Source organism: Sphingomonas sp. IC4-52 (assembly GCF_020707225.1).
GTDB lineage: Bacteria > Pseudomonadota > Alphaproteobacteria > Sphingomonadales > Sphingomonadaceae > Sphingomonas.
The window spans coordinates 136,498-160,125 of the sequence record NZ_JAJFEU010000004.1 but is presented as its reverse complement, the minus strand read 5'-3'; the positions used below and the strand labels follow the sequence as shown (position 1 = coordinate 160,125).

The following is a 23,628-nucleotide window of genomic DNA, read 5'->3' as shown; positions in this document are numbered from 1 at the left end:
TGCCGACACAAGCGCCGCATGATGAGGTCGCCTGACATGGCCAGCAGCGCTCAAGAATCCGCCTATCAAGTCGACGCGCTCATCGCGCAGGACATCGACGCCTATCTCGCGCGCCACCAGCACAAGTCGCTGCTGCGCTTCATCACCTGCGGCTCTGTGGACGACGGTAAGTCCACGCTGATCGGTCGGCTGCTTTATGATTCGAAGATGATCTTCGAGGACCAGCTCGCCGCCCTCGAGAGCGACTCCAAGAAGGTCGGCACGCAGGGCCAGGACATCGACTTCGCGCTTTTGGTCGATGGCCTCGCGGCTGAGCGGGAACAAGGCATCACGATCGATGTCGCCTACCGGTTTTTCGCGACCGAGAAGCGCAAGTTCATCGTCGCCGACACGCCGGGGCACGAACAATATACCCGCAACATGGTGACTGGCGCGTCGACCGCTGATCTTGCGGTCATCCTGGTTGATGCGCGCAAGGGCGTACTCACCCAAACTCGCCGCCACTCCTACCTTGCCCACCTCATCGGCATCCGGAATTTGGTACTAGCGGTGAACAAAATGGATCTGGTCGGCTACGATCAGGCCGTTTTTGATGAGATCGTGGCCGATTACAGCACGTTTGCAGAGTCTATCGGCCTCAGTTCGTTCACGGCGCTCCCCATCTCCGGGTTCAAAGGCGACAACATCACTGCGCCCTCGCCTAACACGCCCTGGTACTCCGGGCCGTCGCTGGTCGAGCACCTTGAGTCGGTCGAGATCGATGCAGAGGCTGATCAGGCGAAGCCATTCCGGCTGCCTGTACAATGGGTGAACCGCCCCAATCTGGATTTCCGCGGTTTCGCTGGCCTCGTGGCTGCCGGGACGATCAAACCGGGAGATCCGGTGCGGATTCTGCCCTCTGGCAAGACGTCGACGGTGGCCCGTATCGTCACGCTGGACGGCGACCTTGACGAGGCGGTCGCGGGCCAGTCTGTCACCCTCACGCTCACCGATGAAGTGGATTGCTCCCGTGGAGACGTGATCGCTGCAGCCTCGGCACCGCCCCAAGTTGCCGATCAGTTCGAGGCAACGATCGTTTGGATGGCCGAGGACGAAATGCTCCCCGGCCGCTCCTACTGGCTGAAGCTTGGCACTCAGACCGTAACGGCGACGATCCAGGCACCCAAATATCAGGTCAACGTCAACACGCTGGAGCAGCTCGCCGCCAAGACGCTTGATCTGAACGCGATCGGGGTCGCAAACCTCTCCACCGACAAACCGCTCGTGTTCGAGCCATACGCCGATGACCGGACCAGCCCGAACAAGGAACTGGGCGGCTTCATTCTGATCGACAAGCTGACCAATGCCACGGTCGCCGCGGGCATGCTCCACTTCAGCCTGCGTCGTTCACAGAACATCCATTGGCAGCCCACCGATGTCAGCCGCGACACGCTCGCCGCGCTCAAGAACCAGAAGCCCGTGGTGCTCTGGTTCACCGGCCTCTCGGGTGCCGGCAAGTCGACCATCGCCAACCTTGTCGAAAAGAAGCTGGTGCGGATGAACCGCCACACCTTCCTGCTCGACGGCGACAATGTGCGTCACGGGCTCAACAAGGACCTGGGCTTTACCGATGCCGATCGCGTGGAAAACATCCGCCGGGTCGGCGAAGTGGCCAAGCTGATGACCGACGCGGGTCTGATCGTCATCACTGCCTTCATTTCGCCGTTTCGCGCGGAACGCGAGATGGTGCGTCAGATGATGCAGCCCGGCGAGTTCATCGAGGTACATATCGATACGCCGCTGTCCGAAGCGGAGCGGCGCGACGTGAAGGGTCTCTATGCCAAGGCGCGGAGTGGCCAGCTTGCCAATTTTACCGGGATCGATAGCCCCTATGAGCCACCCGAAGATCCCGAGATCCGGATCGACACCACGGCAATGACACCCGATGAAGCGGCCGAGCTGATCATCAAGAGAATCATTCCATGACCGCTATGTCCGACGCTGAACTTGCAGCGCACCTGGCCGAGACTGCCGGCCGGATCCTGCTGGAGGTCCGCGGTGCCCGCGTGTTCTCGGCAAAGGCGCTGGGTAAAGCGGGGGACCAGACGGCCAACCAGTTCCTGGTCCAAGCGCTTCGCGAAGCACGTCCGGACGATGGCCTGCTCTCGGAAGAGATGAAGTGCGACGGCGATCGCCTGGGCAAGTCGCGGGTGTGGATCGTCGATCCCGTCGACGGGACGCGCGAATATGGCGAAGAGCGTCAGGACTGGGCCGTGCATGTCGGCCTGGCCGTTGACGGTGTGGCAACGGTCGGTGCCGTGGCATTGCCTGGCGCTGGATTGGTATTGCGGTCCGATCAGCCAGCCGCGGTTCCCCCACCCGCCAATCCGCTGCGCATGCTGGTGAGCCGCACGCGACCTGCCGCCGAAGCCGTGAGCGTGGCGGAGCGGCTAGGCGCTACATTGGTCCCGATGGGTTCGGCAGGGGCAAAGGCGATGGCGGTCGTCCGCGGAGAGGCGGACATCTACCTGCATTCAGGCGGCCAGTACGAATGGGATTCCGCCGCGCCAGTTGCGGTGGCGCTGGCACATGGCCTGCATTGTTCGCGCATCGACGGCAGCCCGCTTATCTACAATCAGGAGGACACCTATCTTCCTGATCTGCTCATCTGCCCCAAGTCTCTCGCGGAGCAGGTGCTTGCGCTCATCAACGAGACGAAGGCAGCAGCCTAAGCTTATCCGTTCTCAGGCACCGGCCGGCAGGAGCACGAATACGCAAGGCTTGCCCGCTGCGCCAACACGCAGAGGGCCAGCCTGCAGGAGCGTTACGCCAGATGCTCGCGGAAGAAGGCTGCCGTGCGCTCATCGGCCAAGTTCGCTGCTTCCTCCGACCGACGATCGCCCATTTCAGTCGCGAAGCCGTGATCCTCACCGGGATAGTCGTACAAAGTCACCTTCGGATGATCATCGAGGCCTTCGTGCATCTTCTGCTGGGTGGCCTTGTCAACGAAGCCGTCTTCGCCGGCGATGTGCAGCAATACCGGGTGGGCGATGGCGTGCTTCTCAACCAAGAGGCCGTCGATGCCGACGCCATAATAGCCAACAGCCGCATTAATGTCCGTCCGGCACGCAGTCATGAATGCCAACCGGCCACCTAGGCAGTAACCGACCGCTCCCACCTTGCCCGTTCCGCCGAGTAGCTGGCGTGCCTGGTGGATGGTCGCTTCAATGTCACGAATGCCGGCATCCTGATCAAACTGTCCGAACAGGTCGAGCCCGCGCTGCAACTCCTCCGGCACGTCGGGGTTCAGCTCGACGCTCGGTGCGATCCGCCAGAACAGGTCAGGCGCGATAGCAAGATAGCCTTGCTCTGCGAGGCGATCGCACTTCTGGCGAATGCCTGGGTTTACGCCGAACACCTCCTGAATGACAATGATCGCCGCCGTCGGTGTGCCACTGGGCTGTGCGCGATACGCCTTGAAAGTTCCTTCACCGTTCAGCGCGGCAACGTCGATCATTTCACCCATGTCAGATCCTCTCAGTTGATGTGGGCCAGCGACGCGGTTGCGAGGAGCGCGGCATCACGGGCATAGATGGCGTGTCAGCGACGCTATCGTCCCCAGGGGGACTGCTCAAGGGAGCGTGGTCATGAAGATCACCATCGAAATCGATTGTTCGCCGGAAGAAGCCCGCCGGTTCATGGGGCTGCCCGATCTCGGTCCTCTTCAGGATCGTTATGTCGCAATCCTTCAACAATCGTTGGAGCAAAGCACCATGGGGCCGGAGGCGATCGACGCAGTCGTCAAAAGCTGGGCACCCATGGGTGAGGCGGGCACCGCCATGTGGCGCCGCATGTTCGAAGCGGCAAGCAAGTCCAGCGGATGACGGACACGATCTTCGCGGTCTCAAGCGGCCGCCCGCCCGCCGCGATCGCGGTGATGCGCATCAGTGGCCCGGACGCGCTTTCCGCCGGGGAGCGGCTTGCGGGATCACTGCCACCTCCGCGCCGCGCGGGCTTGCGAACATTGAAGGACCATTTGGGGAGTGCGATCGATCAGGCGCTGGTGCTGGTGTTCCCCGGCCCCGCCACGGCCACGGGCGAGGATCTGGTGGAGCTACACCTCCATGGCGGTCGAGCGGTTGTAGCAGCGGTCGAGCACGCTCTGGCGACGCAATCTAATCTTCGCGCCGCTGGTGCCGGCGAGTTCACGCGCCGCGCTTTAATCAATGGTCGTATCGACTTGATCCAGGCTCAAGGGCTCGCCGATCTGCTGGAAGCCGAAACCGAGCAGCAGCGCCGACTAGCCATCGAGAGCGCAGAAGGCGCCATCAGTCGAATGGTGATCGGGTGGATGGACTCGCTCTCGCGCTTGGGCGCAATCATCGAAGCAGCGATCGACTTCGACGATGAAGATGACGTCTCCGCTGTCGATCCAGCGTTCATCGAATCGGAAAGTGCTGTCCTTGCTGAAACGCTTGGACAGGTTCTCGCCCGCCCGGCCGTTGAGCGCTACCGCGATGGCATCCGCGTCGTACTGGTTGGCCCTCCCAATGCGGGCAAGTCGTCACTGCTGAACGCGTTGATCGGCAGAGAGGCGGCAATCGTTTCGCCGATCGCGGGTACAACACGGGATCGCGTGGAAGCCAGCATCGTGCGCCGCGGGCGTATTTATACGCTGATCGATACGGCCGGCTTGCGGGACAAAGCTGAAGACCCTGTCGAGCGCATCGGCATCGAACGGGCGCTGCAAGCGGTGGCAGCCGCGGATATCATCCTCGATCTGAGTGAACCTCACTCAGACGATCCTCGAGCGATCGCCGTTCATGCGCGTGCGGACGTTCGGCCAGCCGCCCTGCCTGGCGCGATCGCAACGACAATAAACGACCTGACCACGGTTGATGCGCTCTGGGAAGAGATTGAGCGGCGAGGCGACAAGGTTCTCGGTGAGATCACCGGCCCGACATTCCACGAGGCGCAGCGCCAAGCGATCACGGATGCACAAGCTGCGCTGCATCACGTGATCGGATCAGATGACTTGCTGTTACAAGCAGAAGAAGTACGTACAGCATCACGCGCGCTTGCCGGCCTCCTCGGCATCGATGCGACGGAGGCGATGCTCGACGCTCTGTTCGGGCGCTTCTGTGTCGGAAAGTAGTGTTTCACGTGGAACAATCATTTGACGTTATCGTAGTAGGCGGCGGCCACGCCGGGACGGAGGCAGCCGCTGCTGCCGCACGTCGTGGAGCGCGGGTCGCTCTCGTGACCCATGATCCCAGCCGGATCGGCGCGATGTCGTGCAATCCCTCAATCGGGGGGCTCGGCAAAGGCCATCTCGTCCGCGAAGTAGATGCCTACGACGGCCTGATGGCACGAGCAGCAGACGCTGCCGCGATCCATCATCGCATGCTGAACCGGAGCAAAGGCCTTGCTGTTCAGGGCCCCCGTATTCAGGCGGACCGCCGACTCTACGCAGCCGCTATTCAGGACATGATCGCCGCGGAACCGAACATCAGCATTGTAGCAGGCGAGACCGTCGGGCTTGATGTTGAGGCGGCTCGGGTGCGCGGGGCTAAGCTCGGCAACGGCGACACGTTGAAAGCGCCCACGGTTGTGCTTGCCACCGGTACGTTCCTGGGTGGTAAGCTCTTCCGAGGCGAGGAACAGCATGTCGGGGGGCGTGTCGATGAAGCCGCTGCCCTTCCGCTTGCCGTTCAGCTGAGGGAGCTGAAGCTTCCGATGGGAAGGCTCAAGACCGGCACGCCGCCCCGGTTGGACGGGCGCACGATCGACTGGGCGCGACTGGAACCGCAACCTTCCGATGTGGATCCCTGGACCATGTCGCCGATTACTCGCGGGCGCGTTCTGCCCCAACTCGCCTGCGCGATCACTCGTACCACGCCGACAGCGCACGCGATCATCGCTGACAATCTGCACCGATCCCCGCTGCAAACTGGCGCCATCGAAGGACAGGGCCCGCGTTACTGCCCATCGATCGAGGACAAGATCCGCCGTTTCGGTGACAGGGATGGGCATCAGATATTCCTGGAGCCGGAGGGACTCGACGAGCCGATCGTCTATCCAAACGGTGTCTCCACCTCCCTGCCCGCCGATGTTCAGGACGCCTTCCTGCGCACCATCGCAGGGCTGGAACAGGTCCGCATCACCATGCACGGCTATGCGGTGGAGTATGACCATATCGACCCACGCGCCCTCGACGCCACACTGGCTCTTCCGCAGATCGCCGGATTGTATCTGGCAGGCCAGATCAACGGCACGACTGGTTATGAAGAGGCGGCCGCCCAAGGACTTGTCGCTGGGGCCAACGCGGCTGCGGCTGCACTGGGGAGGGAACCATTACTTCCTGATCGAAGCGCCAGCTACATTGGCGTGATGATCGACGATCTCGTGCTGCAAGGGATCAGCGAACCATATCGGATGCTAACCGCCCGGGCGGAGTACAGGCTCGCGCTTCGAGCAGATAACGCAGAGGCCCGCCTCTCCCACCACGCCGAGCGGCTGAACTTGCTTTCAGGGCTTCGCCGCAAACACGTTGAGGCAAGGATGGAGCAACGCACGCGATTGCGCGCGGGTGAAACTGGTCCGGCCTTCGATGCCGACCTGATCCGGGAGCATGAAGAGGATATCCGGTACGCGCCCTATTTGGCGCGACAGGCGGCGGAAATCACAAGGATGAAGCATGATGACCGCGTGACGATTGCGGCTGGTGATGACCTCAACCGCATTGCCGGTTTGTCGAACGAAATGCGTGAGCGGCTACGCACTGCCGGTCCGCGCACCTTGGGAGAGGCATCGCGCGTACGCGGTGTCACCCCGGCAGCGCTGACTGCATTGTGGCTCGACGCAAAAGCGCGGCGATGACAGAGGAAGAAGCGCGCGCCGCTGTCGAGGCGATCGTCGGCGCATCGGCTATGAAGCGGCTCGTCCGCTTCGTCGCACGCGTGCTTGCAGAAAGCGATCGGCAGAATTTGGTGGCCAAGGCCACCCTCCCCGTGATTTGGGAGCGCCATGTGCTCGACTCTGCACAGCTCCTTCCAATGGCGCAAAGCAGCGAGGGCCTGTGGGTCGATGTAGGGACGGGTGCCGGCTTCCCCGGCATGATCGTTGCGCTTGCTGTCGAGCACCCCGTCGCCCTGGTCGAACCGCGGCGCATGCGTGCCGATTTCCTCCAGACGGTTGTGGATGAAGAAGGCGTCGGCAATCGAGTTTCCGTGCACCAAGCAAAGGTCGAGCGGCTGACCGGCGTACAAGCTGCGATTATCTCTGCTCGGGCGGTCGCCTCATTATCGGATTTGTTGCAATCTACCGCGCATATCGCGTCCATGGACACGCTCTACTTGCTCCCGAAGGGACAATCGGCCACGACAGAAGTGAACGAGGCGCGGCGCCGCTTTGAGGGATTGTTCCACGTGGAACAAAGCATCACCAGCCCCGAAGCAGGTATCGTCAGCGCACGTCATGTGAGGCAGCGCCGATGATCCGAATAGCAGTTGCCAATCAGAAAGGCGGCGTCGGAAAGACGACGTCTGCCATCAATCTCGCGACGGCGCTTGCGGCAACGGGCAAGCGCGTGCTGCTCATCGATTTAGATCCGCAAGGCAATGCCTCCACTGGGCTGGGCATCAGCCAGGCTCAGCGAGAATCATCCAGTTACAACGTGCTGGTCGATCAAGCGCCGGTTGAAAAGGCGGCGGTTCACACCGGCATTCCGCGGCTTGATGTGCTTCCGGCAACGGTCGATCTGTCCGGTGCCGAGATAGAATTGGTCGAACTCGAACAGCGCACCCATCGCCTGCATCGCGCGCTCGACGCCGCGCCGCCGCGTTGGGACATCGCCTTGATCGATTGTCCCCCCTCGCTGGGCCTGCTGACGATCAACGCCATGGTGGCGGCGGATTCGCTGTTCGTGCCGCTTCAATGTGAGTTCTTCGCACTGGAAGGGCTTAGCCAGTTGCTGACCACGGTCGAGCGCATTCGTGCCCGCTTCAATCCCTCCCTCTCGATCATCGGTGTTGCACTAACGATGTACGATCGCCGCAACCGCTTGACGGAACAGGTGTCGGCCGACGTGCGCGCCGTGCTCGGGAAGGTGGTGTTCGAAACGGTGATCCCCCGCAACGTCAGGCTTTCTGAAGCTCCTAGCCACGGACTGCCGGCCCTTATCTACGATCACCGGTGCAGCGGATCTCAAGCTTACATCGCGTTGGCGCGAGAGCTGATCGCGCGCTTGCCCCACGCGAATGAGGTTGCAGCATGACTGACACGAAGCGCCCGCGCGGCGGGCTCGGCCGGGGACTAGGTGCCTTGCTTGGGGACATCGCACGCGATGATTCACCCACGGACACCAATGGCAGCCCGCCTGTCGGCGTTCGGATGATCCCGGTCAGTGCGATCGCCCCTCACCCCGATCAGCCGCGCCGCCACTTCGACGAAGATGCCCTCAACGAGCTTGCGGCCTCGATCGCTGAGCGTGGCATCATTCAGCCGATCGTGGTGCGGCCACATGGCCATACTTATCAGATCGTCGCGGGTGAACGCCGCTGGCGCGCAGCACAGCGCGCCAGGCTGCATGAAGTACCTGTCGTGGTCCGGGATTATACGGACAGCGAGACTCTGCAGATCGCGCTGGTCGAGAACATTCAGCGGCAGGACCTCAACGCGATCGAAGAAGCGGAGGCTTACAGCCGGCTGGTGGACGAGTTTGGCCATACTCAAGAGGTTCTCGCCAAGACGGTCCATAAGTCGCGGAGCCACGTCGCCAACCTTCTCCGCCTCCTTGATCTACCCAAATCTGTGCAAGCGCGGGTTGTCGATGGGTCGCTCAGCATGGGTCATGCTCGCGCGATCATTGGCGCACCTGACGCCGAATTGTTGGCAGATCAGGTAGTCACCAAGGGACTGTCGGTTCGCCAGACGGAGAAACTGGCTCAGAACGCCAAGCCCGCCTCCACGCGCAAGACGCAACGCAAGCAAGCAGACGTCGGCGCTGGTAGCACCAGCGACGCCGATGTCGCTGCGCTGGAGCGGCAACTCGGAGACCTTCTGGGTCTCCGCGTCAGGATCACTTATGGAGTCAACGGCGGCGCCGTCACGATCGACTACAGCACGCTCGATCAGCTGGACATGCTCTGCCAGCGTCTTAGCGGAGAACCGATCTGACGTGGAAAGCGGCGGAGGAACCGTCCGCCGCTATGTTCCGCCACCGGATATATGGCTGACCTAGGTCACCGGAGAGGAGAGGCAACTTCCGAGCCCGTGAGCGCGATTGCTTCGCCACGTCGGAGCGCCGGAAAGGTGGGGCTGCGGCCTAGGGCTAGAACGCCCCTCGCAAGTGAACCACGCTCGTTGGGATCTGCTCCAGAGGAGCACGCGGAGCGGAATGGCCTGCCACCCCTGCTCGACCGGTCAACAACCGACGCTGCCGATACGCGGCGGCAGAGGCTCAACCTCAGCAGCGTCGAACCGACCAGCTAACGGCGGACCCTTACCGCCAACTCAACCATAGCCTGTGCAGCCAGCACATCGCCTGCGCCGCCGCCGCCAGCCATCACGTTGCGCTCTGCCTCGCGAACCATCGCCAGCGCGCGCGCGAGCGCTTGCGGGGACCATCGCCGCAGGGCAGCCGCAGTCGCGGCCTCTTCCTTGAAGAATACACGGTGCCGCTTCATCACGCCGGCAATGTCGCCGCCGTTGACGACCTCCCCCTTCATCTCTGCAAGAGAGGCGAGCCGCCGGGCCAGAGCGCGCAGCCAGGGAACGGGGGAAATGCCGGCCTCGTCCAAGCGCCGCAAGGCTTCGCCGAGTGCAGCGGGCGCGGCAGCAATCACCGCGTTGATAACGTCACCAGTCTCTGCATCCCCCAAGTCGGCGCCCACCGCTTCCAGAGCATCGGGATTACATTCCGCGGGATGATCGGACGCAGCGTCCAGGTAGAGCGCCAGCTTCTCGATCTCCCGCATCATCACCGCCCGGTCGCCGCCGCCAGCCTGCGCTAACCGCCGCGCGACGCCGGCGCCCAGCCGCAGGCCATGCTCCCGCGCGATTTCACCAGCGATACCCTCGAGCTGGTCGCCGCCCGGAACATAGCAAGCGAGCGCCAGCGCAAGCGGTGAGTCGAGCGCCAGCTTCGCCACCTTGGACGTCGCCTTCAGCGAAGGCGCGATCATCACCACTGGATTGCCTGCGCGCTCGGCTTCGAGCAGCGCCGTGACGGCAGCGAGGCTCTCCTCCCCTGCCCCAGTCACGCGCACATGCCGTGCGGTCCCGAACAGGGAAAGAGAGGCAGCCTCATCGGCGAGTCGTGCAGGGTCGCCCCGTAACGCGGCGCCTTCCACGTCCACCCGCTCCGCATCCGGCCCGAGAGCGCGCGGCAGACGCTCCGCAAGCGCCAACGCGCCCGCTTCGTCCGGACCAAACAGGAGATACAGCCGGATGTCCGCCGGCGGTCGATCCAGCGCCGCCTTCAGGCGCGCCTCAGTGGCCTTCATGGCGCGGTGGGCGTACGCCCCACGTAAACCGCCAGACGCATCAGGATCTGGTCTGCAACGCGCTCTGAGAGGCGTTCCAGTGCCGTGCTTTCGGCGGCAATGGTGGCGTAGTCCGATCCGACCACGTCGATCCCGGCGTCCGAGCCTGCTGTGGCGTCGAGGACGACGCCACCCTTGTCCAATTCGACGAGCTGATACCGGGCGCGCAACGTCCGGCGTTCACGAGCCACCGAATCGTCTCGGCGGATGGCCAAGCCGGTGATCTCGTCGTCCAGCTTGATCTGCAGCCGGTATCGTGCGGTTTGCCCCGCAGGGACGGCGCCCAGCCGATCCCGAAGAGCATTGGTGACCAACCAGCCCGCCTTACCCTCAATGGGCGCGACCTCGACCTGCCCAAGCGCCTGTGCCACCGGTCCGGAACTGCCCCCGGAATAAAGCGGCTTGAGCCCGCAGCTGCCGAGAAGTGCCATCGGCAACAGCGCAACGAGGGTCAGGTGCCGCTTCATGCGACGATGTTCACCAATCGATCGGGCACGACGATCACCTTCTTCGGGGCCTTGCCTTCCAGTGCACGGATCACCTTCTCGGATGCCATGGCCTGTGCCTCGGCAGCGTCCTTGGCGGTCCCCTTCGGCATTACCAGCGTATCGCGCAGTTTGCCGTTCACCTGCACCGCAATCGTAACCTCGTCATCCACCAGCATGGCAGGATCGATCGCGGGCCAGGCAACATCGGCGATCAGGCCGTCCCCACCGCGCGCCGCCCAGGCTTCCTCGGCGAGATGCGGCACCATCGGCGCCACGATGCGCAGCAGCGTGCCGAGCGCCGCGGTGCGATCCGCCGACGGCCTCGCCTTCTCCACCGCATTGGCCAGCGTGTAGATCAGCGCCACCGCCTTGTTGAACTGCAGGCCCTCGATCGCTTCGGCAACGCCCTTGACGGTACGATGCGCCACCTTGCGCAAGCCCACGTCTTCGCCGTCATCGCTGCCGCTCTGGTCACCCACCAGGCGCCACAGCCGCTGGATGAAGCGCCACGCGCCCTCGATGCCGTTCTCGCTCCACTCCAGGTCGCGCTCGGGCGGGGAGTCGGAGAGCATGAACCAGCGCACCGCGTCCGCGCCATATTGGTCGACGATCGGCTCGGGATCGACGGTGTTCTTCTTCGATTTGGACATCTTCTCGACGCGGCCCACCGTCACTGGCTGGCCGGTTGCCGTCTCGATGCCATTCTCGATTTCGCCGGGAGACAGCCAGCGGCCATCGCTCGACTTGTACGTCTCGTGAGTCACCATGCCCTGCGTGAACAGGCCGGCGAACGGCTCCGCCACGTCGATCATGCCGATGTGCTGCAGCGCGCGCGTCCAGAAGCGGGCGTAGAGCAGGTGGAGGATCGCATGCTCCACGCCGCCGATATACTGCCCCACCGGCAGCCATTGCTCGGCCACCGCCTTGTCGAACGGCTTGTCGTCCGGCTGGCTGGCGAAGCGTATGAAATACCATGAAGAATCCGCGAACGTGTCGAGCGTGTCGGTCTCGCGAACCGCCGGCTTGCCGCAGGACGGGCAGTCGACATGCTTCCACGTCGGGTGCCGGTCGAGCGGATTGCCCGGCGTCGCGAAGCTCACGTCCTCGGGCAGCTTCACCGGCAGCTGGTCCGCCGGCACCGGCACCACGCCGCAGCCCTCGCAATGGATGATCGGGATCGGCGTGCCCCAGTAACGCTGGCGGCTCACGCCCCAGTCGCGCAGGCGGAACACCGTCGTCCCCTCGCCCCACCCACCGGCCTCGGCGCGGGTGATCACCTCGCGCTTGGCATCCTCCACGTCCATCCCGTCGAGGAAGTGCGAATTCACCAGCGTGCCCGGCCCGGTATAGGCCTCCGCCTCTTGGAACTCGGGCGCATCCTTCGTGCCCTCGGACACGACACGGCGGATCGGCAGCTTGTACTTGGTGGCGAATTCGAAATCGCGCTGGTCGTGCGCCGGCACGCCGAAGACGGCGCCGACGCCGTAATCCAGCAGCACGAAGTTCGCGATATAGACCGGCAGCTGCAGTGACGGATCGAACGGATGCGCCGCCTTCAGTCCGGTGTCGAAGCCAAGCTTCTCCTGCGTTTCCAGCTCGGCCGCGGTGGTGCCGCCGCGGCGGCACTCCTCGATGAACGCCTGCGCTGCGGGATCGTCCGCCGCCACGCGCTGCGCCAGCGGGTGATCCGCCGCCACCGCGACGAAGCTCGCGCCGAAGATCGTGTCGGGCCGGGTCGTATAGACTTCGACCACGCCCTCGTTCGTGCCCGCCGCATCGTTCAGCGCGAAGCGGAACGTCAGGCCCTGGCTCTTCCCGATCCAGTTCTCCTGCATCAGGCGAACCTTGTCCGGCCAGTCCTTCAGCTCGCCCAGCCCCCCCAACAGGTCCTCGGCAAAGGCGGTGATCTTCAGGAACCACTGGTTCAGCTTGCGCTTCTCGACCAAGGCGCCCGAACGCCAGCCGCGCCCGTCGATCACCTGCTCGTTGGCCAGCACGGTCATGTCGACCGGGTCCCAGTTCACCGCGCTTTCGCGGCGATAGACCAGGCCAGCCTCGTAGAATTTCAGGAACAGCGCCTGCTCATGCCCGTAATATTCCGGGTCGCAGGTGGCGAATTCGCGCGTCCAGTCCAGCGCGAAGCCAAGCCGCTTCAGCTGCGCCTTCATCGTGGCGATATTGTCGCGCGTCCAGCCGCCGGGGTGGACGCCCTTTTCCATCGCCGCATTCTCGGCCGGCATGCCGAATGCGTCCCATCCCATCGGGTGGAGCACTTCCATGCCGTTCATGCGCCGGAACCGGGCGAGCACGTCGCCCATCGTGTAATTGCGCACATGGCCCATGTGGATGCGCCCCGAGGGATAGGGGAACATCTCGAGCACGTAGCTCTTGGGCTTGTTCGAATGATCGTCGGCGGCGAAGGTCCGGCGCTCGTCCCACACCCGCTGCCAGCGGGCGTCGGCAGAGAGCGCGTTGAAGCGCTGGCTCATGGTTATGCGATCAGTTCGCCGAGGAGGCACGCCGCAGGTCGCGCGCCCTGGTCAGAATGATGTCTTCCAGCTTCTGGGTGGTGGCTGCCGCTACTGGTGCCGCAACCCACTGCCCACCCTGGTTCACTTCGCGCAGCGCAGCGACGCGCACCGCGTCCGCGCGCAGATCCTGGTCGAGGATCGTCACGGTCACCTTCATGCGCTCGGTCGGGGTCTGTGGATTGACGTACCAGTCGGTGACGATGACGCCGCCGTTCGAGTCCGTCTGGAGCAGGGGCATGAAGCTCAGCGTGTCGAGAGAGGCACGCCACAGATAGCTGTTCACACCAATGGTGGTGATACGGCTGGCGGCAAGATCGGCCTCCGGCCGCTGACGGCCACCACCACAACCGGCGATGGCAAGGGCAGCGCATACGACCAGCGCGGAACGCAACGGGCGGAACATCGGCATCTTCCTGATGGAAAAATCGTGACGCTGACCTCTACAGAGCATGACTTATGCCCGCAAGTTCGCGCTCGAGGGCACCGGCATGGGTCCGATCAGCGCGCCGGCGCGTTGGCTGGCAGCGTGGATTGTGGAAAGCGTGCAACACTTCCGCCAAAACCGGCACAGGCACATGGCGACGCGTGAACGAATCGTGCTACGTGCGTTTCCAAGGGTCGGAGGGATTCTGTGTACGCGATACGTGCGCTCATTGGCGGGTCTGTCGTGGCGATTGCCGCGGCGCTCGCTGTTGCGCCCGCGTCAGGCGCCTCAGAAGTTGATCGGGCAACGGCAAAGCGCCCGGCGGCCTCGCGTGCTCTAGGTGGCTTTACACCCTCGGCGGCGGATCCGCGCCTGGCCGCCGCCTTCGCGCGCAGCGGTCTTGGGACAAGCGAGTTCCGGTTCACGCCTTCGGAAAATCGTCAGGGTAATCGACCGGTCACCGTTGCCGTTCGCGCGCGGTCCAGCCAGATCGCCGACGCGGGCCGCGCTGCTGCCGTAGCGCCCACGGTTGGCCTGGTACCCGTCGCCTACAACCTGGGTGTTTCGGTCGGCTGGAAGCGCTTCGTCGTATCCGGAGATGTGGCCAAGCTCGATCTCGCCGGTCAGCCTGGCGGTCGCGAAGCGGCTGACGTGGCTGTCAGCTACTCGCTCCCGCGCTTCACGGGTCGGGTGAAGGCAGCGGCTGATCGGGCACTGCCGGGATCGCAGAAGCTGGTCGAGGAAGGGCCGAGCTATTCGCTTGACGTTGGCGGGTCCTACTCCCTGACGCGTAATATCGATCTGACGGCCGGCATGCGCTACAAGTCCGAACGTGAGCGTCTCGCGCGCTTCAGCGACGATCGCCGGGATAGCCAGGCGGTCTATGTGGGCACAGCCTTCCGCTTCTGATCGCAGGCGCCGGATGGGCAGTCTGACGCCCGTCCTAACATCCAACGCTTGCTGACGGTCATACGCGGTGGAGCGAAGGGCTTAACGTAGCCACGCGTCGATCGCCGCCCACCCGTCGAACCTGTGCAGCGTGCGAAAACGGCGCGCATTCATCCCGCCCAACGCGATCCGGACCATCGGCAGCGTTCGCGCGAGCGCCTCTGCCCTGCGCACGCCAAGACCGCGGGCACCGGGATGCGAACGCGTGCCGAATACTGGCGACACAAACACAACGTCCGCCCCAGCCTGCCGCGCCAGACGGGCCTCCCCTGCATTATGGACCGGCCATGTCACGAGCGAACGACTCCGCCCGCGATGAACACCCATCTCTCCCCGCATCGGCAAGTCCCCTGCCCGTACCAGCACCAGGCCGCGCGCCCGGGCCAGCCGAAGCAATCGTGCAAATAGCTGCCGTCGCTCGGCGAGCGGGGTCGCGTGGTGCCGGAACACGATCCCCGCACCGCGCGGCAACCGACGAACCGCCTCCCACAAGGCCTCGCCCATCCGCTCGTCGGTCATAAGCCAAAGCGTCGGGACAGGGTGGCGGCGGCGCATTGCCCTGCCTATAGCGCCCGCAATGCAAGCCGACGACCGCCTCGCCGCCATTCGCGGGCGCATCGCCCACGCCGCCAAGCTCGCGCGCCGCGATGCTGCCGACGTCACCCTGATCGCTGTGTCGAAGACGCACCCTGCCGAAGCGATCGAACCATTGCTGGCCGCCGGCCATCGCGACTTCGGCGAGAATCGTGTGCAGGAAGCGGAAGCAAAGTGGCTGGCATTGCGCGAGCGCTATCCTGACGCTCGCCTGCACCTGATCGGTCAGCTGCAATCGAACAAGGCCGCCGAGGCCGTCGCGCTCGCCGATGACATCCATGCGGTCGATCGTTCGTCGCTGGTTACGGCACTCGCCAAGGCAATGGATGCGCAGGGACGTCGTCCGGCCTGCTTCGTCCAGGTGAATATCGGTGAGGAGCCACAAAAGGGCGGCTGTGCCATTGCCGATCTTCCGGCGCTGCTTGCAGAGGCCCGGACCGCGGATCTGCCGATCGCTGGTCTGATGTGCCTTCCGCCGGCGGGCGTCGAGGCTGCACCTTACTTTGCCTTGCTGGCGAAGCTCGCGCGGGACGAAGGCGTCGCTGGGCTCAGCATGGGGATGTCTGACGATTTCGAAACCGCGGTGATGATCGGTGCCACCCATGTGCGCATCGGATCTGCGCTGTTCGGAGAGCGCCAGGCGGCAGGAACAGCCGCATGACCTTTCAGGCCCTGCTGTTCGACTTTGACGGAGTGCTGATCGAGAGCGAGTATCTCGGCAACAAGCACATCGCCGATTTCCTCTCCGATCGTGGCCATCCGATCACGCCGGAGGAATCCATGGCGAACTTCATGGGTCTTTCCGGACGCGATTTCCTTGATCGCGTTGAATCGTTCATCGGTGGCCCGCTACCGGCCGACTGGAGCGAAGCGCGGATGGCGGAGAACGAACGGGTGTTGGCCGAGGGAGTGGAGGAGGTCGCCGGTGCAGTCGCATTCGTCCGCTCGCTGCCGGTCGATCTGCCCAAGGCGGTGGTATCCTCAAGTTCGACCCGCTGGATCAGCACTCACCTACGGCATCTGGGCCTCGCCGACGTGTTCGGTGAGCACATTTATTCCGGCGCCGAGCATGTCGAACGCGGGAAGCCGGCGCCCGATCTCTACCTCTATGGCGCCCGCCGACTGGGTGTGCCGATCGATCGCTGTGCGATCCTGGAGGATTCACCGGTTGGCGCCACGGGCGCGGTGGCGAGCGGCGGGCACGTGATCGGCTTGTGCGCCGGGCTGCACTGCACCCCTGGACATGATGCCAAGCTGCGGCAGATCGGCGTTCACGCCATTGCCCATGATTTCGATGACGTCCGCCGCCTGCTGAAGCTCTAGGGCGCCACGCGAGCGGGACGTCCCCGCTCGTTCTTACAACTGGTGCCCGGTGCGATCCCGCTTTGTCGCGAGATACCGCTCATTGTGCGGGTTTGTCGGCAGGAAGTGCGGCACCCGCTCGGTCACGGTGATCCCCCGTGCCTCCAATCCCGCCACCTTGCCAGGATTGTTCGTCAGCAGCCGCACGTTCCGCTGCCCCAACAGGTCGAGCATCCGCGCCGCGACGCCGAAATCGCGCGCATCGATCGCAAAGCCCAGCCGCGTATTCGCATCCACCGTATCAAAGCCCTGATCCTGCAGAGCATAGGCGCGCAGCTTGTTGACGAGGCCAATGCCCCGACCTTCCTGCCGCAGATACAGCAGGATGCCCCAGCCCGACGCTGCAATGGCCTTCAGCGCCGCGTCGAGTTGCGGCCCGCAATCGCACTTCAGGCTGCCCAGCGCATCTCCCGTCAGGCACTCACTATGCAGCCGTACCAATGGCGGCTGGCCCTGCGGCATGCCGATCAGCAGCGCGACATGCTCCCCTGCCCCCTCCGGCGTGCGGAAGGCCACGATCTCCGCATCTTCGGCATGGGCGACCGGCAAGCGGGCGCGCGCAGCGATCGTCAGTCGGACGGCATCCTCATGCGCATCGATGTCCGCCACCGACAAGCTCACCTCTGCGTCGCCATCCTCCCGCACGAAGAAAGCAGGCAACATGCCGGCAATCCGCGCCAGCCGCAGCGCAGCGGCAGCATCCTCGGGGTGGAGCAACGGAATGGCACGGAACGGCCCCTTCAGCGGCGTCGCAAGATCAAGCTGAGGATCGGCCAGCGCCGTTGCAGCGGCAAAATCCACCCAGGGCGCCCGGTCGACCAGCACTGGCGCGTCCGGGACCGCCGCCTCGCGCTGGTTGGCGAGTTTCAGCGTTTCCGCACGACCGGCAGAAAGGAGGACGGGCGCCTGTTCCCCGGGATCAAAGGTGCTAAGACGGACGGGATCCGCCGTTTCGATCGGCAGCAGCGCCAGCCCGCCAATGCGAACCGGCCAACCGCGGCGCAACGCATCGATGGCTCGGGCTGCCTGGCGCGCGTCGGTCAAAAGGCGAACTCCGTCATGATCGGGACGTGATCGGACGGCTTCAGCCAGCTGCGACACGCCTCGAACACGTGGTGCGATTGCGCCGCTTTCGCCACGTCCCCCGTGGCCCACATATGGTCCAGCCGACGCCCGCGGTCGTTCTTCGTCCAGTCGGGCGACCGATAACTCCACCATGTATGCAACCGCGCCGGTGCCGGGTGGAAGTGCCGGCCCAGGTCCACCCAATCGTTCGATGCCTTAAGCCTCTCGAGCGCTTCCACCTCGATCGGCGTATGGCTGACGACCTTCAGCAATGCCTTGTGGCTCCACACGTCGCTGGGTAGCGGCGCGATGTTGAAGTCACCCGTCAGAATGGTCGGGCAGTCGAGCGTGGCGGACCATTCCGTCATGCGCTGCACGAAATCCAGCTTCTGGCCGAACTTCGCATTCACCTCGCGATCGGGCACGTCTCCGCCCGCGGGAACATAGACATTCTCCAGCCGAACGCCGTTGGCCAGCCGAACGCCAATGTGCCGTGCTTCACGATTGGCCTGCCAGTCCAGCCGGTCATCTTCGGTGATCGGGACGCGGCTGATGATCGCCACGCCGTGATGCATCCGCTGGCCGTGGATCAGAATATGTTCGTAGCCGAGCTGACGAAACGTCTCGAACGGGAAATCGGCATCCACCACCTTGGTTTCCTGCAGACACAGGATGTCCGGCTGCGCCTCGCGTAGAAACTGCTCCACGATGGCGATGCGGAAACGAACCGAATTGATGTTCCAGCTGACGATCTTCACCCGCGCGCTTTAGCGGCGGCAACGGCGCAACGGCAATCATCATGTGCGCGGGAAAAGGAAAGGCCCCCGCTCCGGGGGCATGGAGCGAGGGCCGACCTGACGTTCGTCACGCAGGGGGGTGTGAAGCCTGGTTCAGGCAACAGGGGGAAAATCCTGAACCGCCCCACATCCGCACCCGATGCACTAGCGGTTCCTTCCTGTCGCAGGCATGAACAACAGTCATGGAAACGGTTTAGTTGCGCGCGTTCGATCTCCGCGGATCGTTCCAACGGAACGTTCCGTCGCTTACCGGACCATTGAACCGCTGGTTGGCGAGTCTGATCGTCGTGCGGTTGCCCTGACTGTCCAGCGTCACCCACCCTTGCAGCATCAAGCCCCCAGGCGCGGCGCCATCGCGTGCGAAGACCATGGTGATGCGGCCATATTCCGGATGCTTGGGATCATAGCCCTCGACGGAGAGGACGCGCGAATCGCCGCTGGGGATCACCTTGGCAAACCGCGAAATGTCACGGTCCGGATTGATCAGCACGCCAAGCGGCGAATTGCTGATCGGCCACCGCTGCACCTGGCGGACCGAGTAATCGATAAAGGTCAACGCCTTGCCATCGCCAACCACCAGGATCGGCACGCCCTTTTCATATTGGAAGCGGATCTTGCCCGGCTTCTTGAGCGACAAGGTGCCGGTCAGCGTCTTGCCGGCGCGATCGGTCTGGGTGAAATCCGCCGTCATCGTGTTCACGGCGCGCAGGTGGTTCTGGACCAGCGCCAGATCACCCGATTGCGCCGCCGCCGGCGCAGCGATCACGACTGCAGCGGCGATTGGCACGAAACTTCTCAACATGGCTCTCCCGTTGGGCATGGCCGGGTTATGGCCAGGACGGGTTGAACGCGTGGTGAACCCTTCCCGGTTCCCCGCCGTATCGGCGGGGAGCGCCGGGTTGCTTGGGCGAGGTTAGAACAGCGTGCTGAGACCGATCGTCTCACCGGTGCCGATCCAGCCTTCGTAGATCATCTTGAACGCCACGAAGACGATCACTGCCAGGCCGATATAAGCGATCCAGCTGTAGCGGCCGATCACTCGCGCGATCAGGTTCGCCGCCAGGCCCATCAGCGCGACGGAGAGGATCAGACCGACCACCAGGATACCGGGATGCTCACGGGCCGCACCCGCCACTGCCAGCACATTGTCGAGACTCATCGACACGTCGGCGACCGCAACCGCCCAGGCGGCGCCGGCAAAGGACCGCGCCGGGGCAAGGCCCGAGCGCTCGTCGCCCTCGATCTCTTCCGATCCAGCGTTGGCATGCGAACCAGCGCGCAACTCACGCCAGAATTTCCAGCTCACCCACAACAGCAGCAAGCCGCCGGCAAAGATCAAACCGACGATGCCCATCAGCCACGTGACAATCAGCGCGAAGAAGATCCGCAGTACCAGCGCCGCGATGATGCCGATCAGGATCACCTTCTTGCGCTGTTCCGACGGCAGGCCCGCAGCAAGCGCGCCGACGACCACGGCATTGTCGCCGGCCAGCACCAGGTCGATCATCAGCACCTGGCCAAAGGCAGCCAGCGCGGCGGGATCAGACAGATTGGAAAAGTCGGCGACGATATGTTGCCAGATATCCGCCAGCGACCCCGGCCCCTGAATGGCGGCAGCAGCTTGGGCGAGCAGGGTTAGGATCAACGGTCAGCGCTCCTGCGGGTGATAGGGACCGAACGGCGCCAGGCCGATCCGGTTGCAGGCGTGTTACCGGGCTTGGGCGCTGTGCGCCAGCGTGCCGTGGCACGCACCACCAAGACGCCGGAGGGGCGGCTATGCAGGGTCGCCGGGCGCTGGCTGGATCGGTTGGGCGGCGACGCGGATCGACCGCGCCGCCGCCGATCCGCCTTACTGGTTCATGCTGGCGAAGAAGTCCTCGTTGGTCTTGGAATCCTTCATCTTGCCCAGCAGGAATTCCATCGCGTCCACGGTGCCCATCTGCATCAGGATGCGGCGCAGCACCCACATCTTGCTGAGCTTGTCCTTCTCGACCAGCAGCTCTTCCTTGCGGGTGCCGCTCTTGCCCACGTCGATCGCCGGGAAGATACGCTTGTCCGCCACCTTGCGGTCGAGCACGATTTCGGCGTTGCCGGTGCCCTTGAACTCCTCGAAGATCACCTCGTCCATCCGGCTGCCGGTATCGATCAGCGAGGTCGAGATGATGGTCAGGCTGCCGCCTTCCTCGATGTTGCGCGCCGCACCGAAGAAGCGCTTCGGCCGCTGCAGGGCGTTAGCGTCGACACCGCCGGTCAGCACCTTGCCCGACGACGGCACCACCGTGTTGTAGGCGCGGCCGAGGCGAGTGATGTTGTCGAGCAGGATCACCACGTCCTTCTTGTGCTCGACGAGGCGCTTGGCCTTCTCGATCACCATCTCGGCCACGGCAACGTGGCGGGTTGCCGGCTCGTCGAAGGTGGAGGAGACGACCTCGCCGTTCACCGTGCGCTGCATGTCGGTGACTTCCTCGGGCCGCTCGTCGATCAGCAGCACCAGCAGGAACACCTCAGGATGGTTGGCAGAGATCGCGCGTGCGATGTTCTGCATCATCACCGTCTTGCCGACGCGCGGCGGCGCGACGATCAGGCAGCGCTGGCCCTTGCCGATCGGCGAGACGAGATCGAGCACGCGGCCCGTCTTGTCCTTCGCGGTCGGATCCTCAATTTCCATCTTGAGCCGCTCGTCCGGGTAGAGCGGCGTCAGATTGTCGAAGTTCACGCGATGGCGAACGGCATCGGGATCGTCAAAGTTGACGCGGACGAGCTTGGTCAGCGCGAAATAGCGTTCGCCGTCCTTCGGCCCGCGGATCTCGCCTTCCACCGTGTCGCCGGTGCGCAGGCCATGCTTACGCACCTGATTCGGCGAGACGTAGATGTCGTCAGGACCCGCGAGATAGTTCGCCTCTGGCGAGCGCAGGAAGCCGAAGCCATCGGGCAGCACCTCGATGGTGCCCTCGCCCATGATCTGCTCACCTTCCTCGGCCTGAACCTTCAGGATGGCGAACATCAGATCCTGCTTGCGCAGCGTGGAGGCGCCCTCGACGCCAAGCTCTTCGGCCAGCTGGACCAGTTCCGCCGGAGCTTTCTTCTTGAGGTCCTTGAGATGCATATCGTGTGTCCGATGAGGATCGGTGGGGGGAGAAGCCCGGTCGGCGGATGAGATCGCGCAGCAACGAGACTGGAGGAAGGCGGCAGGCCGAACGACCTCACCGTACCGGCGACGTAGGAGCGCCCCGCGGCTTAGTCAAGCGCCAGCAGAAGGGGTGGTGACGGGATTCGCGTTGCTGACCTGACGGGATGCGGCAGGCCTTCGGCGCGCCCTCTTTCGCTAGAGCGCGTTGCGCAGGTTCAGAATGGCTTCACCACCGCCAGGATCACGATGATCGTCACGGCCAGCGCCGGAACTTCGTTCATCATCCGCAGCCGTCGCGTGCTCAGCGTGGCACGCCCGGTTGCCAGCTGCTTCGAATAACCGACGGCCCAGCCATGGTAGCCGGACAGCAGGAACACTACGAAAAGCTTGGCATGCAACCACGCAAGCCCCTGGATCCCCTCCAGCAAACCGATATTCACTGCCAGCACCAGGCCAATTAGCCACACGGCGATCATCGACGGCGTGAGAATGATGTTGCGCAGCCGCCGCTCGCGCAATTCCCACCGCTCGCGCTCTGCCGGATCATCGAGCCCGTCCTGATGATGCACGAGATAGCGCGGCAGAATGAACATCCCCGCCATCCAGAAGATCACGAAGATGATGTGCGCGGCCTTCACCCAGAGATACGCCGCGCCGAGGAAACCAGCGCCCATCAGCCTTGCCCTCCTGAACCGCCCGCCGGCCCCGAACGAACGCGAGCAATTGCCTGCTCGACGTGAGCGATCGGCGTGTGCTGGTCGATTCCATGGCCGAGGTTGAAGACATGCGGCCGCTCGCCAAATGCCGCGAGGATCCGGTCGATGGCCGAATCCAGTGCTTGCCCGCCAGCGATCAGCGCGAGCGGATCGAGGTTGCCTTGCACCGGCAGCCCAGTCGGCAGCACGGAATCCGCCCAGACGGGGTCCACCGTCTCGTCCAGCCCGACCGCGTCGACGCCGGTCTCGCGCGCATAAGCGGGCAGCTTGCCGCCTGCCCCCTTCGGGAATCCAATCACCGGCACATCGGGGTGCCTGGCCTTCAGTGCTGCCACGATCGCGGCGTTGGGCGCGATGACCCACCGCTCGAACTGCGCCGGCGATAGCGTGCCGGCCCAGCTATCGAACAACTGCACTGCCTCGACGCCGGCTTCGATCTGCCCGGAAAGGTAATCAACCGTCAGCGTCACGATCGCATTGATGATTTCGGCAAAGGCGGCTGGATCGCGATAGGCAAGGCCGCGTGTTTCCGCCTGGTCCCGGCTTCCCTGCCCGGCCACCATATAGGTCGCCACTGTCCAGGGTGATCCCGCGAACCCCAGGAACGTGGTGTCGCTGGGCAGCGCGGCGGCGACGCGGCGAACGGTGGCATAGACCGGGTCCAGCCGCGCGAGCACATTGGTGAGCGAGCCGAGATTCTGGTCCAGCAGCCGCGGGGAAAGGCGCGGGCCCTCGCCCGGCCCGAACGTCAGGTCCTGCCCCATCGCCCAGGGCACCATCAGGATGTCGGAAAACAGGATCGCGCCATCAAAACCAAAGCGGCGGATCGGCTGGATCGTCACTTCCGCTGCCGCGTCGGGATCGGTCGCGAGCGCCAGGAATCCGCCCTTTTCGGCTCGGAGCGCGCGATACTCGGGCAGGTATCGGCCCGCTTGCCGCATGAACCACATCGGTGGCCGCGCGCGTTTCTGTCCCTTCAACACGCCCAGCAGTGGTTTTGAATCGGTTGGGGCGTCCATGCTTCTTCTCAAAAGAAAGAGTCTGATGGTT

Annotated in this window: 24 protein-coding genes; 11 read left to right on the top strand and 13 right to left on the bottom strand. The window is 64.2% G+C overall.

The window, feature by feature from the left end:
* Window positions 1–18 precede the first annotated feature (18 nt).
* Together cysN and LK535_RS11640 are read left to right on the top strand one after the other, a co-directional pair.
* A complete protein-coding gene (gene cysN / locus LK535_RS11645; RefSeq protein ID WP_415837129.1) occupies window positions 19–1,965 on the top strand; it encodes a sulfate adenylyltransferase subunit CysN in 1,947 nt (648 codons plus the stop codon).
* 5 nt (window positions 1,966–1,970) lie between these two features.
* On the top strand, window positions 1,971–2,711 hold the full coding sequence (locus LK535_RS11640; protein ID WP_227772275.1) for a 3'(2'),5'-bisphosphate nucleotidase CysQ: 741 nt from the start codon (window positions 1,971–1,973) through the stop codon (window positions 2,709–2,711).
* A 92-nt stretch (window positions 2,712–2,803) separates the two neighbouring features.
* Here LK535_RS11640 and LK535_RS11635 read toward each other — a convergent pair whose 3' ends face one another.
* Window positions 2,804–3,505 carry a dienelactone hydrolase family protein gene (locus tag LK535_RS11635; RefSeq protein WP_227772078.1) on the bottom strand — a complete coding sequence of 234 codons (702 nt, stop codon included), beginning with the start codon at window positions 3,503–3,505 and terminating at the stop codon, window positions 2,804–2,806.
* 121 nt (window positions 3,506–3,626) lie between these two features.
* On the opposite strand from LK535_RS11635, the gene LK535_RS11630 reads away from it, so the two are divergent.
* From LK535_RS11630 to LK535_RS11605, 6 genes are read left to right on the top strand one after another with little or no spacing between them, the layout of a single operon-like run.
* Entirely contained in the window at window positions 3,627–3,863 is a 237-nt protein-coding gene (locus tag LK535_RS11630; RefSeq protein WP_227772077.1) for a DUF6489 family protein, read from the top strand.
* On the top strand, window positions 3,860–5,134 hold the full coding sequence (mnmE, locus tag LK535_RS11625; protein ID WP_227772076.1) for a tRNA uridine-5-carboxymethylaminomethyl(34) synthesis GTPase MnmE: 1,275 nt from the start codon (window positions 3,860–3,862) through the stop codon (window positions 5,132–5,134). Before LK535_RS11630 ends, mnmE begins: the two co-directional genes overlap by 4 nt.
* A complete protein-coding gene (gene mnmG, locus LK535_RS11620; protein ID WP_415837128.1) occupies window positions 5,134–6,858 on the top strand; it encodes a tRNA uridine-5-carboxymethylaminomethyl(34) synthesis enzyme MnmG in 1,725 nt (574 codons plus the stop codon). Before mnmE ends, mnmG begins: the two co-directional genes overlap by 1 nt.
* 50 nt (window positions 6,859–6,908) lie before the next feature.
* A complete protein-coding gene (locus LK535_RS11615; RefSeq protein WP_227772074.1) occupies window positions 6,909–7,475 on the top strand; it encodes a 16S rRNA (guanine(527)-N(7))-methyltransferase RsmG in 567 nt (188 codons plus the stop codon).
* Window positions 7,472–8,254 (top strand): ParA family protein, encoded by a 783-nt coding sequence (locus tag LK535_RS11610; protein ID WP_227772073.1) that lies wholly within the window; start codon window positions 7,472–7,474, stop codon window positions 8,252–8,254. The genes LK535_RS11615 and LK535_RS11610 overlap by 4 nt, the downstream gene beginning before the upstream one ends.
* Entirely contained in the window at window positions 8,251–9,156 is a 906-nt protein-coding gene (locus tag LK535_RS11605) for a ParB/RepB/Spo0J family partition protein (RefSeq protein WP_227772072.1), read from the top strand. The genes LK535_RS11610 and LK535_RS11605 overlap by 4 nt, the downstream gene beginning before the upstream one ends.
* Before the next feature lie 311 nt (window positions 9,157–9,467).
* Here the strand turns inward: LK535_RS11605 and holA are convergent, their stop codons facing one another.
* The 4 genes from holA to LK535_RS11585 are packed head-to-tail and all read right to left on the bottom strand — an operon-like array spanning window position 9,468 to window position 13,945.
* Window positions 9,468–10,484 (bottom strand): DNA polymerase III subunit delta, encoded by a 1,017-nt coding sequence (gene holA / locus LK535_RS11600; RefSeq protein ID WP_227772071.1) that lies wholly within the window; start codon window positions 10,482–10,484, stop codon window positions 9,468–9,470.
* The gene (lptE, locus tag LK535_RS11595) at window positions 10,481–10,990 is read right to left on the bottom strand and encodes an LPS assembly lipoprotein LptE (protein ID WP_227772070.1); all 510 of its coding nucleotides are present in this window, start codon (window positions 10,988–10,990) and stop codon (window positions 10,481–10,483) included. Before lptE ends, holA begins: the two co-directional genes overlap by 4 nt.
* Window positions 10,987–13,500: a leucine--tRNA ligase gene (gene leuS / locus LK535_RS11590; RefSeq protein ID WP_227772069.1), complete on the bottom strand. Its 2,514-nt coding sequence runs from the start codon at window positions 13,498–13,500 to the stop codon at window positions 10,987–10,989. The genes lptE and leuS overlap by 4 nt, the downstream gene beginning before the upstream one ends.
* Before the next feature lie 10 nt (window positions 13,501–13,510).
* Complete coding sequence (locus LK535_RS11585) at window positions 13,511–13,945, bottom strand: DUF3576 domain-containing protein (RefSeq protein WP_227772068.1); 435 nt, start codon at window positions 13,943–13,945, stop codon at window positions 13,511–13,513.
* A gap of 237 nt (window positions 13,946–14,182) precedes the next feature.
* Between LK535_RS11585 and LK535_RS11580 the strand changes: the two genes are divergently transcribed.
* Window positions 14,183–14,875 carry a hypothetical protein gene (locus LK535_RS11580; RefSeq protein WP_415837135.1) on the top strand — a complete coding sequence of 231 codons (693 nt, stop codon included), beginning with the start codon at window positions 14,183–14,185 and terminating at the stop codon, window positions 14,873–14,875.
* 81 nt (window positions 14,876–14,956) lie between these two features.
* Here LK535_RS11580 and LK535_RS11575 read toward each other — a convergent pair whose 3' ends face one another.
* Window positions 14,957–15,433 carry a thiamine phosphate synthase gene (locus LK535_RS11575; RefSeq protein WP_227772066.1) on the bottom strand — a complete coding sequence of 159 codons (477 nt, stop codon included), beginning with the start codon at window positions 15,431–15,433 and terminating at the stop codon, window positions 14,957–14,959.
* A 58-nt stretch (window positions 15,434–15,491) separates the two neighbouring features.
* Here LK535_RS11575 and LK535_RS11570 point away from each other — a divergent pair, with 58 nt between their 5' ends.
* Both LK535_RS11570 and LK535_RS11565 read left to right on the top strand, forming a co-directional pair.
* Complete coding sequence (locus LK535_RS11570; protein ID WP_227772065.1) at window positions 15,492–16,169, top strand: YggS family pyridoxal phosphate-dependent enzyme; 678 nt, start codon at window positions 15,492–15,494, stop codon at window positions 16,167–16,169.
* A complete protein-coding gene (locus LK535_RS11565; RefSeq protein WP_227772064.1) occupies window positions 16,166–16,831 on the top strand; it encodes an HAD family hydrolase in 666 nt (221 codons plus the stop codon). The genes LK535_RS11570 and LK535_RS11565 overlap by 4 nt, the downstream gene beginning before the upstream one ends.
* Window positions 16,832–16,864: 33 nt before the next feature.
* On the opposite strand, the gene ribA is transcribed toward LK535_RS11565, so the two are convergent.
* The 7 genes from ribA to hemE all read right to left on the bottom strand — a co-directional run bounded on the left by ribA (window position 16,865) and on the right by hemE (window position 23,597).
* The gene (gene ribA, locus LK535_RS11560; protein WP_227772063.1) at window positions 16,865–17,914 is read right to left on the bottom strand and encodes a GTP cyclohydrolase II; all 1,050 of its coding nucleotides are present in this window, start codon (window positions 17,912–17,914) and stop codon (window positions 16,865–16,867) included.
* Window positions 17,911–18,693: an exodeoxyribonuclease III gene (locus tag LK535_RS11555; protein WP_227772062.1), complete on the bottom strand. Its 783-nt coding sequence runs from the start codon at window positions 18,691–18,693 to the stop codon at window positions 17,911–17,913. The genes ribA and LK535_RS11555 overlap by 4 nt, the downstream gene beginning before the upstream one ends.
* 232 nt (window positions 18,694–18,925) lie before the next feature.
* Window positions 18,926–19,534 (bottom strand): LolA family protein, encoded by a 609-nt coding sequence (locus LK535_RS11550; RefSeq protein ID WP_227772061.1) that lies wholly within the window; start codon window positions 19,532–19,534, stop codon window positions 18,926–18,928.
* 111 nt (window positions 19,535–19,645) lie between these two features.
* Window positions 19,646–20,374 carry a TerC family protein gene (locus tag LK535_RS11545; protein WP_227772274.1) on the bottom strand — a complete coding sequence of 243 codons (729 nt, stop codon included), beginning with the start codon at window positions 20,372–20,374 and terminating at the stop codon, window positions 19,646–19,648.
* Between the two features lie 207 nt (window positions 20,375–20,581).
* On the bottom strand, window positions 20,582–21,838 hold the full coding sequence (gene rho, locus LK535_RS11540; protein WP_227772060.1) for a transcription termination factor Rho: 1,257 nt from the start codon (window positions 21,836–21,838) through the stop codon (window positions 20,582–20,584).
* A gap of 239 nt (window positions 21,839–22,077) precedes the next feature.
* Window positions 22,078–22,536 carry a CopD family protein gene (locus tag LK535_RS11535; RefSeq protein ID WP_227772059.1) on the bottom strand — a complete coding sequence of 153 codons (459 nt, stop codon included), beginning with the start codon at window positions 22,534–22,536 and terminating at the stop codon, window positions 22,078–22,080.
* Entirely contained in the window at window positions 22,536–23,597 is a 1,062-nt protein-coding gene (hemE, locus tag LK535_RS11530; protein ID WP_227772058.1) for a uroporphyrinogen decarboxylase, read from the bottom strand. The genes LK535_RS11535 and hemE overlap by 1 nt, the downstream gene beginning before the upstream one ends.
* Between the last annotated feature and the right edge of the window lie 31 nt (window positions 23,598–23,628).